Origin of the sequence: Alkalimonas sp. (genome assembly GCF_020831925.1) — a bacterium.
In the GTDB taxonomy this organism is placed as follows: domain Bacteria; phylum Pseudomonadota; class Gammaproteobacteria; order Enterobacterales; family Alteromonadaceae; genus Alkalimonas.
In genome coordinates this window covers 1-15,262 of record NZ_JAFIFQ010000062.1, presented here as the reverse complement: position 1 = coordinate 15,262, position 15,262 = coordinate 1, and the positions used below count along the sequence as shown (strand labels likewise).

Below are 15,262 nucleotides of genomic sequence, written 5' to 3'. Positions count from 1 at the left end.
AGCCACTCATTAGCTCCACACCTTCACGTGTATATACAGTATATATATATGAATTAAAAAATACAGTATTCGCGATAAATTCTTCTGAGATAGGCCAATTAGCTGGAAGCTACCAAACCTTTACCTTTGCGTATATTACGAATAATACTGAGGCCGTCTTAACTGAGACCATTTCAGCTGCTATTCTAAAGCTCAAAGTAGCGAACAATGCTGTATCTCTTTGTATTGCTGTGTTTCTAGCCACTTAGCCGCAAAGGAATCACGCTATAAGTAAGCAAAAAGCAGGTGGGGGGTAAAAAGGTGGGTAAGACTCAATAAACCTTCATTATTATGTTTCAACCACCTAATTTAATTGTCTATTTTAAAATTAGCGACGAACAGATCCAGAATATTGAATAGCAGCGTTAATCAGCAGCTTACTATTTCAATGCGGTGCTGACACTTTTCATTCTGCTCACACCATGAGGCGAATACCAGTACCATTCGCCTCATCAAACAAAATCAAGCCGCTCCTGGGCTGAGTTTTGTGCTCAGCTTACTTCAAGGATAAGACCTTGCTGGCAGGTCACCCGCAACCCCTTGCCTTCATGGTCTGACCAGTATAAGCTGGCCCGATACATAGTTTGGAGTAGCAAGATGGCCATTTCCCTTCGTAAAGCCAACTGGGGCTTGAAATTCTTTGCCTGGCGGTACATTCCGCTGATTGGTTTTTGCTCGCCGAAAATCGTGCGGATGGACAGCACAACGCTGGAAGTGACCATGCCACATACCTGGCGCACCAAAAACCATTTGGGCAGCATTTATTTTGGTGCTTTGGCCATTGGTGCGGATTTGGCGGGGGCGTTTTTGGTCTTTACCAAAGCTAAAGCCCGGGGCGTGAATGCCAATTTTGCCTTTAAAGATGTGCAGGGTAGTTTTTTAAAGCGCCCCGAAGCCAAAGTGCATTTTACCAGCCACGATGGCGATGTGATTGATCAGATGATTGATGAATCCCTGGCCACCGGTGAGCGCATCAACCGCCCGGTGTCGGTGGTGGTGACTTGCCCCAGCCTGCATGGGGATGAGCCGATGGCAACCTTTACCCTTACCTTGTCGGTCAAAGCCAAACCCGCCAAAAAATAATTGCGCTTATCGCAGCATTTGCAGCCAGCGCTCTGGCAACGTAAAATTGCTGTTTTATTGCCGCAGGACAGACAGATGGCACAGGTTACCGGAAATTTATTCATCGTATCGGCCCCGAGCGGGGCCGGTAAATCCAGCCTGATCCAGGCGCTGCTGGCGCAGCATGCCGATATGCAGGTCAGCGTCTCGCACACGACCCGATCACCACGCCCTGGTGAGCAAAACGGCGTGCATTATCATTTCGTCAAGGTGAATGATTTTAAAGCCCGTATTGAAGCCGGTGAGTTTCTGGAATGGGCGGAGGTGTTTGGCAATTACTACGGTACCTCCCGCACGACGCTTGAGCACACCCTGCAACAGGGCATCGATGTGTTTCTGGATATCGACTGGCAGGGAGCCCGCCAGATCCGCCAGCAACTGCCTGATGCTATTGGTATCTTTATTCTGCCTCCCAGCCTGAGTGTGCTGCAGCAACGGCTACAAAGTCGTGGCCAGGACAGCGCCGACATCATTGCCGGGCGCATGAGCAAGGCACAGGATGAAATGAGCCATGCCGATGAATACGACTATCTGATTGTGAACGATGATTTTCAGCAAGCCTTGCTGGAGCTGCGCTCCATCGTGCTGTGTCAGCGCAACCGTCTTATCCGGCAACAACAGCGGCAACAGGATCTGCTGGATCAACTGTTGGCGAAGTCAACGGATTAGCGTATACTAGCCGGTCTTGCACAACTTGTTGACTTGGAGTAGCGAATGGCTCGCGTAACCGTTGAAGATGCAGTGGATAAAATTGGCAACCGCTTTGACCTGATCCTGGTCGCAGCCCGCCGTGCCCGTCAAATCTCTGTCGAAGGCAAAGATCCGCTGGTAGAGTGGGAAAATGACAAAGCCACCGTCATTGCCCTGCGTGAAATTGAACAAGGCCTGATCACCGAGTCCATTCTGGACCAGCAGCAGCGTCAGGATCAAATGCAACAAGAAGCGACTGAAATGGCCGCTGTGGCAGCCATCATCGGCGGCGACGAATAAAACCCTCATTTCTTGCCTGCCAGCGGCGTTTTTGCTGCTGGCAACCTACTCAACACCGCCCGATTCTGATATAAATGCAGTAAGAAGCATCTTCGCTGGTTTGTCCTGATGCTGTATGGGGGGTTCAGGTGTATTTGTTTGAAGGTTTAAAGCAGCAAATTCAAGCGTACTTGCCCACCGACCAGGTGGCGCAGATCCAGCAAGCTTACCTGCTGGCCAGAGAAGCGCATGCCCCGCAAATGCGCTCCAGCGGCGAACCTTACATTACTCATCCAGTGGCCGTCACCAGCATCCTCGCCGATATGCGGATGGATCATGAAACCCTGATGGCCGCCTTGCTGCATGATGTGATTGAAGACACTCCGTTCAGCAAAGAAGATCTGGCCGAGCGCTTTGGCAATACCGTTGCCGAGCTAGTACAGGGTGTGAGCAAGCTGGATAAAGTCAAATTCAAAGACTATCAGGAATTTGAAGTTACCAACCTGCAAAAAATGTTTATGGCGATGACGCAGGATATCCGGGTGATCCTGATCAAACTGGCTGACCGGACGCACAATATGCGTACCATTGGCGCCCTGCGACCAGAAAAGCGCCGTCGTATCGCCCGCGAAACCCTTGAGCTCTATGCCCCTATTGCCAACCGGCTTGGCATTCACAACATTAAAAATGAACTGGAAGACTCCGGGTTCAAAGCCTTGTACCCAATGCGCTACCGTGCGCTGCAATCGGCGGTGCAACAGGCGCGTGGTCATCGTCGTGAATTGCTGGAAAAGGTCAAAGGCGAAATCAGCAGCCGCATTGCTGATGCCGGTATTGAAGCCGAGGTGTCCGGCCGCGAAAAACATCTGTACAGCATCTACCAGAAGATGAAAAACAAAGAGCGGATGTTCAATGATGTCATGGACATTTATGCCTTTCGGGTCATCGTACAGAGCATCGACAACTGTTACCGCACCTTAGGTGTGGTGCACAATTTGTACAAGCCGATTGAAATTCGCTTTAAAGACTACATCGCCATTCCAAAGCAAAATGGCTATCAGTCGCTGCACACCTCACTGATTGGCCCGCACGGCATCCCGGTGGAAATCCAGATCCGTACTTCTGAGATGGATGAAATGGCTGATAAGGGCATTGCCGCTCACTGGATGTACAAAGCCGGCAGTGAGCACAGCGGTACCACCGCACAAATCCGGGCCAGACGCTGGATGCAAAGCCTGCTGGAGCTGCAGCAAAGTGCCGGTTCCACCCATGAGTTTGTCGAGAACGTCAAATCCGAGCTGTACCCGGACGAACTCTATGTCTTTACCCCCAAGGGCCGTATCATTGAACTGCCGATTGATGCCACTGCAGTCGATTTTGCCTACGCGGTACATACCGATGTCGGCAATCGCTGTGTCGGTGCCCGGGTTGATCGCAAGCCTTACCCGCTCAGCCGGCCACTGGAAACTGGTCAGACGGTTGAAATCATCACCAGCCCGGGCGGTAAACCCAACGCCAACTGGCTGAACTATGTGGTAACCAGCCGCGCCATTTTGGGTATTCGTAACTATTTGAAGAAACAGCAGCTAAGTGAAGCGACCAGCTTAGGTTATCGCTTGCTGAACTCTGCACTCGGCGATGTCAAACTGGCAGATATCGCTCCCGATCGTGTCGAGCAGGTGCTGCAAAGCGCGCGGCAAAAATCGATGGATGAACTGGCAGTAGAAATTGGCCTCGGTAACCAGCTGCCTATCGCCATTGCCCGCCGCTTGCTTGGCGATTTCGATACACCGGATGATGCGGTACCAACGCAGGAGCAAAGCCACAGCAAAGCTGTGATTGTTGGCTCCGAAGGCATGTTGCTGACCTTTGCCAAATGCTGTCGCCCCATCCCTGGCGATCCCATTGTGGCCAATGCCTCACCAGGTAAAGGCCTGAACGTGCATCGTAGCGATTGTCGTAATATTAAAGGCTGGGAAAAAGATCCAGCCAAGTACTTCCCGGTTCGTTGGGATCAAACCCAGGACAAGCACTTTTTGTGCGATATCCGGGTTTACATTATCAATCGCCAGGGCGTGCTGGCGAAGCTAACGGCTCTCATCGCCTCGCAAGACTCCAATATTCAGGATTTGGCGACCGATGATCGGGATACCGGTGAATACATTATTAACATTACCCTGTCGGTTCGCGACCGGGTGCATCTGGCCAATGTAATGCGGAAAATCCGCGTAATGCCAGATGTGCAGAAAATTTACAGAAGGAAGTAAGATGTCCAAAGTCATTATCCGTACCGATGCAGCTCCTGCGGCAATTGGCACCTACAGCCAGGCCGTGAAAATTGGCACCACTGTCTATTTATCCGGTCAGATCCCACTGGTTCCGGCGAGCATGGAGATGGTGTCCGAAGACTTTAGCGAACAAACCCATCAGGTATTTAAAAACCTGCAGGCTGTGTGCGACGCTGCGGGTGGTTGTCTGAATGATATGGTCAAGGTAAATATTTTTCTGACCGACCTAAGTCAGTTCGCCACGGTTAATAGCATTATGAGCCAGTATTTTAACGAGCCCTATCCGGCCAGAGCTGCAGTTCAGGTCAGCGCCCTGCCACGCGGTGCTCAAATTGAGATCGATGGCGTGATGGAAGTTCCTTCCACTTACTAAGTAACTGGCAGCCCTGCGCTGCTACCATCAAAGGTACGCCTGAAGATGACAGGAATCCGCACCACCTTTGCTTTACTGATTGGTTTTCTTCTGCCGGTGTCGCTGCAAGCAGCGCCTCCGGCCGCTGAACCCATAGAGCTTGAATGGTGCCTGGATGATTTTCCCAACCGCCATCACTATCCCGAGCACGGTAACCCCTACGGCCCTACCGTTAATTTTATGCAAGAATTGGCTAAGCGCGCTGGTGTACAGCTGCGCTTTAGCCCCAGTACGCCCTTCGCACGCTGTCTACGCATGATGGAACAAGGCAAAACCGATGTCATGACCAGCCTTAACGCTAGCTCGGAGCGCGCGCAGTATATGCATCTGATCCCCTATGATCATGCCCGGCCTGAGGTGGTATTACTGCGCCAGGAAAGCCCTGATATCTGGTCTGTCGCCGAACTAAGTCATCTGAGCCTGATGGTGATCCGTGGCTATACCTACAATGCCGATATTCTGAATATTATTGCCCGTCACCAACAAACCATCGAAGTGGACTCGCTGGATTCAGGACTCAATATGTTACTGCTCAACCGGGCCGATGCCTTGCTGGCCCCGGTACAAAGCTCGCGCAACCACATTCAAAGCAATCCGCGTTATCATGGCCAGTTCAAAACAGCCAGCTTCTCTTTCCAGCTGAGTGAACCGCGTTTTGTGCACCTGGGTTTATCCAAAACCAGCCCAAATGCCCATGTTAAAGCTCGCTTAGCCACAGCCATAGAGTCGATGGTTGCCGACGATCTGGTACATCGCTATTTCCATGCATTGCCAGCTCCCACTTCCAATCCCTGAAACATTCATTGGTATCAAATACTTCCTCTGAGAGATGGTTGTTTGCTATGCTAAAACCAGACTATCTCAGGTGTATCATTATGCTGAAAGACTGTTTGTTCGCTGCGACCCTTTGGTTTGTCGCAGTTTATGCTACAGCTGCTCAGGCTACACTGCCAGAACTGGAATGGTGCCTGGATGATTACCCAAACCGTCATCATTACCCTGATCAAGGCTCACCTTATGGCCCCACGGTCGATTTTATGTTCGAGCTGGCCCGGCGGGCCGATATTCAGCTTCGCTTTAGCCCCAATACTCCCTTTGCCCGCTGCGTCAGACTGATGGAGCAAGGCAAAACCGATCTGATGGTAAGACTAAAGACGAGCGCTGAGCGCGAGCGTTTTATGTTTATGCTCCCTTTTGCAGAAGCCCAAGCGGAAATACTGGTATTGCATAAAGACAGTCCGGATATCACCACGCTTGCAGAACTGAATCGCCTCAACCTGATAGTTATTCGCGGTTATACTTACCACAGCGAGATGATTAATATCATTGCTAGACACCCACGCAGTATTGTCGTCGACTCGATTGATATCGGGCTGCAGATGCTGTTAATGAATCGGGGAGATGCCTTAGTTACCGATGCGGATTATTTCTACCGCCGGACTCATGACAAGCCAGAATATCAAGATCAGCTTAAACTGGCCAGCTTATCCTTTGAGGAGGCAGAACCTCATTTTATGCATTTAGCATTATCCAAAGCCAGCCCTCATGCACATCTCAAAGCACGCTTAGAACAAGCCATTGCATCAATGATAGCTGACGGTTTGATGGATTCATTCACCGACAACTAAAACCTGCCGTTTTTTAAATGACGGCAAAGCATGACACTTCAGTGCACTTTACCCGCTTCTCTACGTGCTCTGCCAACAAGGACTATCCAGCCTTAACAAGCTGTATTACTGGCCTTTTCCTGGCCAGCCAAGGTACACTGACACAATTGAGTAACAACAAGGGCTTTCTGAGTGGCAGCAACACAACTGGATAATCTGGCCATTACTCAGCTCAAAGGCGTTGGCAGCAAAATGGCCGAGCGTCTGCAGAAGCTGGGTATCCATAGTGTGCAGGATATTCTGTTTCATTTGCCTCTTCGTTACGAAGACCGTACCCGGGTCTGCGCCATTGCCGACTTACTACCTGGTATGCATACCACTATCCTGGCTACGGTACAGAGCAGTGAAATCCAGTTTGGCAAGCGACGCTCCTGGCTGGTCAAACTGCGTGATCACAGCGGCAGCATGACGTTACGCTTTTTTCATTTCAGTGCCGCACAAAAAGAAGCGGTCAGCCCTGGGGTGCAACTGCGCTGCTTTGGTGAAGCCAGGCGTGGTTTGCGGGGCCTGGAGATGATGCATCCTGAATACAAAGTAGTGCTGGGAACAGACGACATCACAGTGGCAGAAAGCTTGACCCCAATCTACCCTAGTACTGAAGGCCTAAAACAAGCCAGTTGGCGCAATCTGACCGAATTGGCACTGGGTTACCTGCAACGCTTCAGTCCACAGGAGTTCTTGCCAGCCCATGGCCAGCAGGGCTGGACATTAACCGATGCGCTGCTGTACTTGCACCGGCCGCCACCGGATGCCAGCTTAGAGCAACTGGAGCAGGGCCAGCACCCGGCACAGCAACGACTGATCTTAGAGGAGCTGACCACGCAGCAAATCAGCATGTTTCAGCTACGACAGCAATGCCAGGCGCAGCAAGGCATTGCTGTGCCGGAGCCGGACAGCCCCCTTATCCACCACTTTTTGCAGCAACTGGCCTTTGAGCCGACAGCAGCGCAACAGCGGGTGGTGGCAGAGATCCACATCGATCTCGCCAAAGCGGTGCCGATGCTACGCCTGGTACAGGGCGATGTGGGTTCAGGCAAAACCCTGGTGGCGGCTCTGGCCGCCTTGCAAGTGATTGCTGCCGGATATCAAGTGGCTTTGATGGCGCCGACCGAACTACTGGCAGAGCAGCATGCCGAGAACTTCCGTCAATGGTTCGAGCCCCTGGGGCTGACCGTAGCCTGGCTGGGCGGCAAGAGCAAAGGCAAAGCCAGGCAACAACAATTGCAGCTGATCCAAAGCGGCGATGCAGCCATGGTGATTGGTACTCATGCGCTGTTTCAGCAGGATGTGCATTTTCATCAACTGGCGCTGGTGATTATTGATGAGCAGCACCGCTTTGGCGTGCATCAACGACTGGCATTGCGCGAAAAAGGTGGCATTGACAGTCGCGCCCCACACCAGTTGATTATGACGGCAACGCCGATCCCGCGTACCCTCGCCATGACGGCTTATGCCGACCTGGACACCTCTGTGATTGATGAACTGCCTCCTGGCAGAACACCAGTAACCACGGTTGCAATCCCCGATACCCGGCGACAACAAGTGATTGACCGTGTGCAGGCCTCGGTGACCGAAGAGCAGCGCCAGGTATATTGGGTCTGCACCCTGATTGAAGAATCCGATGTACTGCAGTGCCAGGCTGCCGAGCAAAGCTGTGCTGCCTTGCAAGAGTCCTTGCCTGATGTACGTGTTGGGCTGGTACATGGCCGCCTAAAGCCGGCAGAAAAACAGCAGGTGATGCAGGCCTTTAGTCAGGGAGAGTTGGACGTGCTGGTGGCCACCACCGTGATTGAAGTCGGTGTCAATGTGCCCAATGCAAGTCTGATGATCATTGAGAACCCAGAGCGACTTGGTCTGGCACAACTGCATCAACTGCGCGGTCGGGTCGGCCGGGGAAGTACCGCCTCACATTGTGTGCTGCTGTACCATGCCCCCTTATCACAAACAGCTCAGGCCAGGCTGGCCGTACTGCGTGACAGCAACGATGGCTTTGTTATTGCGCAGCGCGATCTGGAAATCCGCGGCCCTGGCGAGTTACTGGGTACCCGCCAGACCGGGCTGGCCCAGCTTAAAATCGCGGATTTAGAACGGGATGAGTACCTGTTACCTGCAGCCCGCCAGCTGGCTACTGAGCTGTGGCAGCACCATCAACCAGCCTGCAGGCAACTGCTACGGCGCTGGCTACCCAATCGCGAACAATTTGCTAACGCTTAAACTAAGCGTTTGGGGCGAGCTTTTCGGTTGGCATGCAAGGCATCCAGGCTGTAGATCAGCAAGGCAGTCCAGATCACGGCAAAGGTGATCAAGCGCTCTTGGGCCAAAGGCTCTTGATACAGCCAGACGCCAAACACAAACATCAAACTCGGGCCAATGTACTGAAAGAACCCCATGGTCGATAGCTGCAAGCGTCGGGCTCCGGCTATAAAACACAGTAACGGCACAGTCGTTACTAAGGCGGCGGCCATCAACCACAGGTTCAGCGCCCAGCTGTTATGCAGCAGGTTGACGGCATAGCTGTCTGCCACAAACCACCAATACCAGACGGCCAGTGGCAGCAACAGTAAAGACTCCAGCAACAAGCCAATGATGGCATTCACTGCCAGTTTTTTACGCAACAAGCCATAGATGGCAAACGAACCGGCCAGCGCCAGAGCTATCCAGGGAAAGGCTCCATAACTCAGCACTTGGTACAACACAGCGCAAGCAGCCAGCCCCAGGGCAAACCACTGCATGCGCCGCAAACGCTCTCCCAGAAACACCATGCCCAATAACACATTTAGCAATGGGTTGATGTAATAACCAAGGCTGGCATCCAGCATATGATTCTGATTCACGGCCCAGATAAACAACCACCAGTTAAAACCCAATAGCACTGAGGTAAGCAGCAATAAGCTCATCAATTTAGGTTGTTTTAGCACCGCCTGTACCTGGGTCCACTGCCTTATAGCTACTACCACAAGTAACAGCAGCAGGCAGGACCACACAATGCGATGCACCAGAATTTCCAGTGATGGGATTTCAGCAATCTGCTTAAAATAAAGCGGAGCAATGCCCCAAAGGGTATAGGCGCTGATGGCCGCCAGACCACCCAGCTTCTGTTCACGGGTCAGTGACATGATCAAGCCTGTTAGAAATCAGGCCTGCATTCTAACCAAAAGGCTCAGCAAGTACGACTGCATTTAACCAACTAAGTAAGTACCTGTTCCAAGCGCAATATGCACCCCACTGTCATTGTGCAACTCCATCCGGCATACCGCCACTTTGTTGCCACTACGAATCACGCGCGCTGTTGCAGTAAAGTGCTGCCCCCTGCCTGGGCGCAGGTAATCGGTACGAATGTCAATGGTGCTCATCTTACCCAATCGGCTGAACAGTTCATCTTGCTGGATGGCCTGCATACGGCTCAGTGCGCTAGATACCGCCATGATACCGCCCACCACATCCAGCACTGTGGCAATCACACCGCCATGCATGATTTTTTGCATCGGGTTACCTATGAATTGCTCAGACCAGTCAAAACAAACCTCCGCTTGTTCCAGATCAAAGCGGGTGACTTTCAAGCCAAGCAGCTGATTAAACGGCATCTGTTCAAAGGTAGTGGCAATCAATGGCAATAAATCAGCATGTTTCATGGTCTGCGCTCTTCTGGTTGGACCTGCCAAGACTAACTGGCTTTCCCCTACCAGGCAAGGGCAGGAATGCAGACAGCAGCGCCTGTTTTGATTACAATGCCGCTTTATTGGCAAATTGTGAAACCCTGTGCACGATACCCTACTCCAGCACCTGAAAACTTACTTTGGCTACAGCAGCTTTCGCCCTGGGCAGTTGGAAGTGATAGATGCTGCCCTCGCTGGCCGGGATAGCTTTGTTTTGATGCCAACCGGAGGTGGTAAGTCGTTGTGTTACCAACTGCCGGCTTTGTTGCTATCGCATGTCACAGTGGTCGTATCCCCCCTGATGTCTCTAATGAAAGATCAGGTGGATGCACTTAAAGCCAATGGCATTGCCGCTGAATTTATCAATAGCAGCCTGAGCCGAGAGGAAGTGCTTACCATTTACGGTAAGCTACGACAGCAGCAGTTGAAACTGCTGTATGTTGCCCCTGAGCGCTTATTACAGCCTCAATTTCTGGAGCGGCTGACTGAGCTTGGCGTTAGCTTGTTTGCCATTGATGAAGCCCATTGTATCTCACAGTGGGGCCATGACTTCCGGCCCGATTACATGGCACTAGCTCTTATCAAAGAGCGCTTCCCAACGGTGCCACTTATGGCGCTGACTGCTACTGCGGATGCGGCTACCCGTCAGGATATTGTGCATCAACTTGGTTTGCAGCAACACCAGGAGTACGTTGGAAGCTTTGATCGACCCAACATCCGTTATACCATCCAGGAAAAGTTTCGGCCGCTGGAGCAGCTAGTCAGCTACTTAAAACAACAGGATGGCCAAAGTGGTGTGGTTTACTGTAATTCAAGACGTAAAGTGGATGAACTGGCCAGCCAACTTCTGGAGAGAGGCTTTAGTACCGCCGCTTATCATGCAGGTATGGACTCCGAAAGCCGCAACCGAGTGCAGGATGCTTTTCAACGCGATGATATTCAGGTCATCGTTGCTACCGTCGCATTCGGTATGGGCATCAATAAATCCAATATCCGTTTCGTAGTCCACTACGAGCTATCCCGCACCATCGAATCCTACTATCAGGAAACCGGACGGGCCGGTCGCGATGGCGTGGCAGCCGAAGCTCTTACGCTGTTTGATCCTGCCGATGTAGCCCGCATCTATCATTGGATAGATCAGGAAGAGAACGAACAGCGCGCCCGCGTAGCCCGGCAGCGCTTCTCTGCCATGGCTTCCTTTGCTGAAGCCCAGACCTGTCGCCGTTTAGTACTTCTCAACTACTTTGGTGAAGCCCGGCAAACGCCCTGCGGCAACTGCGATATTTGCCTGTCCCCCCCCAAGCAATTTGATGGTACCGAGCTGGCACAAAAAGCATTATCGTGCGTATACCGAGTTGGGCAACGTTTCGGTATGGGGCATGTGATTGAGGTATTACGCGGTAGCAACAGCCAAAAAGTGCAGCAATACGGCCATCACCAACTATCCACCTGGGGGCTAGGCCAGGATTACAGCCATGATTTCTGGCTTAGCATCTTGCGCCAACTGGTGCATTTTGGTTTTTTACAACAAGATATCACACAACATGCCGCCTTAAAGTTGCAGCCTGCGGCCCGGCCAGTTTTGCGGGGCGAACAGCCTTTGCAATTGGCAGTACCGCGCCTGCACGCCAGCAGCAGCAAAGACAAACGCAAACCACAGAACTACGACAAGGTGCTGTTCGCCCGCTTAAAACGGCTACGCAAGCAATTGGCAGAACAAGAAGATATCGCGCCTTTCATGGTGTTCAGTGATGCAACCTTGATCGATATGTGCCAGTGTTTACCAGAGAATGAGCACTCCATGCTCCAAGTCAGCGGTGTCGGCCTCACCAAGCTCAGTCGCTATGGTGCCACCTTCTTAGCGGAGATTGGAGCTTATCTGGCGCATGAGCCAGACTCAGGCAAACTCTTATCATGATAAAAGTGTGATAACACTGAGCAAAGATAGACCTGAAGCTCAGATAACTTTAAGATGAGCTTGCGCAGGATTTATTCAGAGAGGGATGCTTTGATTGCACGTATTGCGGTGATTCTTTTTTGCATGCTGTTCTCTTGCATCAGCCAGGCGCATTATGCCAAAAGCCAAGTAATTGATCAGCACCTTGAGCAACTATCACTGCGTGACACCTTGTATTTTCAGATCACCGATGACAATGTCGAGGTGGAAGACTTTCTGTTAAACCCAGCCCTTCACCATGCTTTTCAGCTCGTGGAAGATCAACAAAAAGCTCAGATTGAACCCGGCGAAGTTGTTTGGCTGTTTGTCCGGCTACGATACTCAGGCGAAGGCTCGCTTAACACGATAATCCATTACGATTTCCCGCTGGCCGATCAGGTGACAAAAGTATTGTTTGACCGTCAGCAACAGCGCTTATTGCAACAGTATCATACGGGTAGTGACTATCCTTTTGTTGAGCGCCTGTTACCCTACCCAAGCTTTGCTTTTCCACTGACACTTGAGCCATCTCAGGAAATTGATATTTTCCTGAAGATCAAAGATGCAGGCTTAGTGCCACTGCAACTTAACTTATGGCAGCAGGAGTACTTTAATGCAGCGCAAACCCAGCTCAGTCTGATCGAAGGTATCATCCAAGGTTTACTACTCGCGCTGGTTTTATACAATTGCTATTTATTAATGCGAAGACAACGTCTGCTGTACCTCTATCAAGCAGGTTGTTATCTAAGCCTTTCCATGGTGATTGCGACCTTAAGTGGCCAGGCCTTTGCCCACCTTTGGCCCAATCAACCCGAGATCAACTCTGCCATTCTATATGTTTTGTCCGGCTTGACCCTGTTGTGCCTGAATCAATTTACCTACCTGGCACTGTCATCGTTCCGACGACTGCCTTGGCGTTGGTTATTTATGGTTAATCAGTTGCTGAGCTTAATTTTGCTATTTAGTCCATTATTTGCCGATGGCCAATTACGCGTCCAGCTCCTGCTGGTGTGTTCTTTAACTGTTCTTATCAGCAATTCATTTGTTTCATTTGCACACTTCTTACAAGGCCATATCACAGCACGATTTTTTGCACTGGCTTGGTTGTGTTTACTCTTGTGCGGCGGCTTGCTGATGGTCTCTGAGTTTGGCTTGCTGCAACTGCCATTGCTGTGGAACCAAGCACTTCTAGCAAGTCTGATCGTCAGCATGGCATTTATCAGTTATCATTTTGCGCATCACCAAGAATCAGCCGACTATACGGAGTACGCTAGTGCTTCCACCCTAAACCAACAAAACTTCGGCCAACTATTCTTTCAGCAATCTAATGAAGCCATTTTTGTGGCCTCTGCAAACGGTCAGCTGTTGCAAGCCAACAGCCGATTTTATGATATCACCGGCCTTGCACCCTCAGCGGAGCAAGCGGCTCGGGCTAGGCTGCTGTTGCTGGAAACAATCTTACCGGACTGGCCATTACTTTATCCGAAGGCAATTCAACAGGAAGCTCCGGTAGTGATGCAGCTCTTTGGCGAGCATGGTGTTGGAGCTCTAGTAGCTGTTACTGCTGAGTATGTGGCCATGCAAGGAGCAGAAGAAAAGCTTATATGCGGCAGGCTAACACCTCTTAGCGAAGAGGCCTATGCAAAACTTCGCCAACAACAGCTCAATGAGCTTGATAACCTCACAGGCTTGTTGAATCAATCATCCTTCGCCGCACTGTTGCAACAATCGCTGTCGGCAAATGAGTCCGGAGCTCTATTGCAAATAGACCTGATTGATTTCAAACGTATCAATGAGCAGTGCGAACAAGCAGCAGGGGATGCTCTACTGCGCCAGGTGGCCGCGAAACTACAACAAGAACTAACGACTCAACCTTTAGCTCGGCTGTCAGCGGATACTTTTGTCGCATATTTACCAAATAAAGGGTCACAGGAAGCTTTTATTCAGTCCTACCGGTTACTGGATGAGTTACGAGGGTTTCGTTTTATCTGGCAGGAACATATTTTTCGTATTCATATCAGTATTGGTGTTCTCAACATGACACCAAATGATGGCGATGCAAGCCAAGCTTTACAGATGGTCGCCCAGGCCTGTCAGCAAGCTAAAAATAAGGGTTACAATCGTATCCACATGTATCAAGATGCCTCTGAGCAAACGTTGGCACACACGGAGCATTCTCTGTGGGAAAATAAGGTGCGTGAAGCACTAAATGACAATAAATTTGTGCTCAACCTGCAATATATCCAGCAAGAGTCTTCTTCAGGGAAAGCGCGTTACGAGGTATTATTACGCTACAAAGCAGATGCCGGTCACCTGATACCCGCTGTTAACTTTATGCCAGCTGCACGCAAAGCCAATCTCACTCAGCGCATTGACCGTTGGGTAGTTGAGCATTACTTTGCTTGGCTCTATCAACATCAAGCGGAACTGAATAAAACAGCTTGCAGTCATCTGAATATTTCAGCAGCATCCATTGCTGATCCCGACTTCATCGACTTTATTTCGGACAGATTGCGGCACTATCAGCTTAATGCAAACAGCATATGTTTTGAAATCGATGAATACGTCGCTGTCGAGTTCTTGTCAGGTACAGTAAGCTTTATCAACAAAGCCCGTGAGCTGGGCTGCCTTATTTGTCTCGATAATTTTGGCAGCGGGCTATCCACTTTCAGTTTATTAAAACATTTACCACTCGACTACCTAAAAATAGATGCCAATATCATGCGCAAGTTAACCAGTGAGCCATTGAATATGGCAATCGTGCGCTGCATTGTTGATATGGCAAAAAGCATGGGTATCCAGCCGATAGCACCATATATTGAAACAGAGAAAACCTATCAGTTAATGAAGGACTATGGTGTTAGTTTTTTCCAGGGGTACCATTTTAGTAAACCATGTCTGTTGACTGAGGCATATCAACAACTTGGCTAGTTCATTGATCCATTAAAGTCTCTCACGATATCTCCTGTCACAACTCTTAATCCCCTTTTAAAAGGGGCCGCGTCCACAGTCGCTCCAGGCTGAAACACTCCTTCAGGCTCGCCACAACAACTCGCTATCGCTCAAACATGTTGATGTCGATCTGAACGAGCGCCTCAGCCTTCGCGGATAGATCGGAGTCAGGCGCTTCAACGCAAAAAGCCCTACACATCGTGTAGGGCTTTTCTATTGAA

At 50.6% G+C, this 15,262-nt stretch carries 13 protein-coding genes; 11 read left to right on the top strand and 2 right to left on the bottom strand.

What is annotated here, in order from left to right:
- From JJU14_RS14510 to recG, 9 genes are all read left to right on the top strand, one after another.
- The coding region (locus tag JJU14_RS14510; protein WP_228614432.1) for a hypothetical protein at positions 1–248 on the top strand (248 nt) is incomplete at its 5' end.
- 388 nt (positions 249–636) lie between these two features.
- Entirely contained in the window at positions 637–1,122 is a 486-nt protein-coding gene (locus tag JJU14_RS14505) for a DUF4442 domain-containing protein (protein ID WP_228614431.1), read from the top strand.
- Between the two features lie 75 nt (positions 1,123–1,197).
- Entirely contained in the window at positions 1,198–1,830 is a 633-nt protein-coding gene (gene gmk / locus JJU14_RS14500) for a guanylate kinase (protein ID WP_228614429.1), read from the top strand.
- A 45-nt stretch (positions 1,831–1,875) separates the two neighbouring features.
- Positions 1,876–2,151 (top strand): DNA-directed RNA polymerase subunit omega, encoded by a 276-nt coding sequence (gene rpoZ / locus JJU14_RS14495; RefSeq protein ID WP_228614427.1) that lies wholly within the window; start codon positions 1,876–1,878, stop codon positions 2,149–2,151.
- Positions 2,152–2,279: 128 nt separating this feature from the next.
- Positions 2,280–4,397 carry a bifunctional GTP diphosphokinase/guanosine-3',5'-bis pyrophosphate 3'-pyrophosphohydrolase gene (spoT, locus tag JJU14_RS14490; protein ID WP_228614424.1) on the top strand — a complete coding sequence of 706 codons (2,118 nt, stop codon included), beginning with the start codon at positions 2,280–2,282 and terminating at the stop codon, positions 4,395–4,397.
- Between the two features lies 1 nt (position 4,398).
- Positions 4,399–4,791 carry a RidA family protein gene (locus JJU14_RS14485; protein ID WP_228614422.1) on the top strand — a complete coding sequence of 131 codons (393 nt, stop codon included), beginning with the start codon at positions 4,399–4,401 and terminating at the stop codon, positions 4,789–4,791.
- Between the two features lie 45 nt (positions 4,792–4,836).
- Complete coding sequence (locus JJU14_RS14480; protein WP_228614419.1) at positions 4,837–5,625, top strand: transporter substrate-binding domain-containing protein; 789 nt, start codon at positions 4,837–4,839, stop codon at positions 5,623–5,625.
- A gap of 80 nt (positions 5,626–5,705) precedes the next feature.
- Positions 5,706–6,458 (top strand): transporter substrate-binding domain-containing protein, encoded by a 753-nt coding sequence (locus tag JJU14_RS14475; protein ID WP_228614417.1) that lies wholly within the window; start codon positions 5,706–5,708, stop codon positions 6,456–6,458.
- A 171-nt stretch (positions 6,459–6,629) separates the two neighbouring features.
- Entirely contained in the window at positions 6,630–8,711 is a 2,082-nt protein-coding gene (gene recG, locus JJU14_RS14470; RefSeq protein WP_228614416.1) for an ATP-dependent DNA helicase RecG, read from the top strand.
- On the opposite strand, the gene rarD is transcribed toward recG, so the two are convergent.
- The gene (gene rarD, locus JJU14_RS14465) at positions 8,708–9,613 is read right to left on the bottom strand and encodes an EamA family transporter RarD (RefSeq protein WP_228614414.1); all 906 of its coding nucleotides are present in this window, start codon (positions 9,611–9,613) and stop codon (positions 8,708–8,710) included. The genes recG and rarD overlap by 4 nt on opposite strands.
- 63 nt (positions 9,614–9,676) lie before the next feature.
- Positions 9,677–10,129 carry a thioesterase family protein gene (locus JJU14_RS14460; RefSeq protein ID WP_228614413.1) on the bottom strand — a complete coding sequence of 151 codons (453 nt, stop codon included), beginning with the start codon at positions 10,127–10,129 and terminating at the stop codon, positions 9,677–9,679.
- A 127-nt stretch (positions 10,130–10,256) separates the two neighbouring features.
- On the opposite strand from JJU14_RS14460, the gene recQ reads away from it, so the two are divergent.
- Together recQ and JJU14_RS14450 are read left to right on the top strand one after the other, a co-directional pair.
- A complete protein-coding gene (gene recQ / locus JJU14_RS14455; protein ID WP_228614411.1) occupies positions 10,257–12,071 on the top strand; it encodes a DNA helicase RecQ in 1,815 nt (604 codons plus the stop codon).
- Between the two features lie 54 nt (positions 12,072–12,125).
- A complete protein-coding gene (locus JJU14_RS14450; protein ID WP_366914910.1) occupies positions 12,126–15,020 on the top strand; it encodes an EAL domain-containing protein in 2,895 nt (964 codons plus the stop codon).
- Positions 15,021–15,262: the final 242 nt, after the last annotated feature.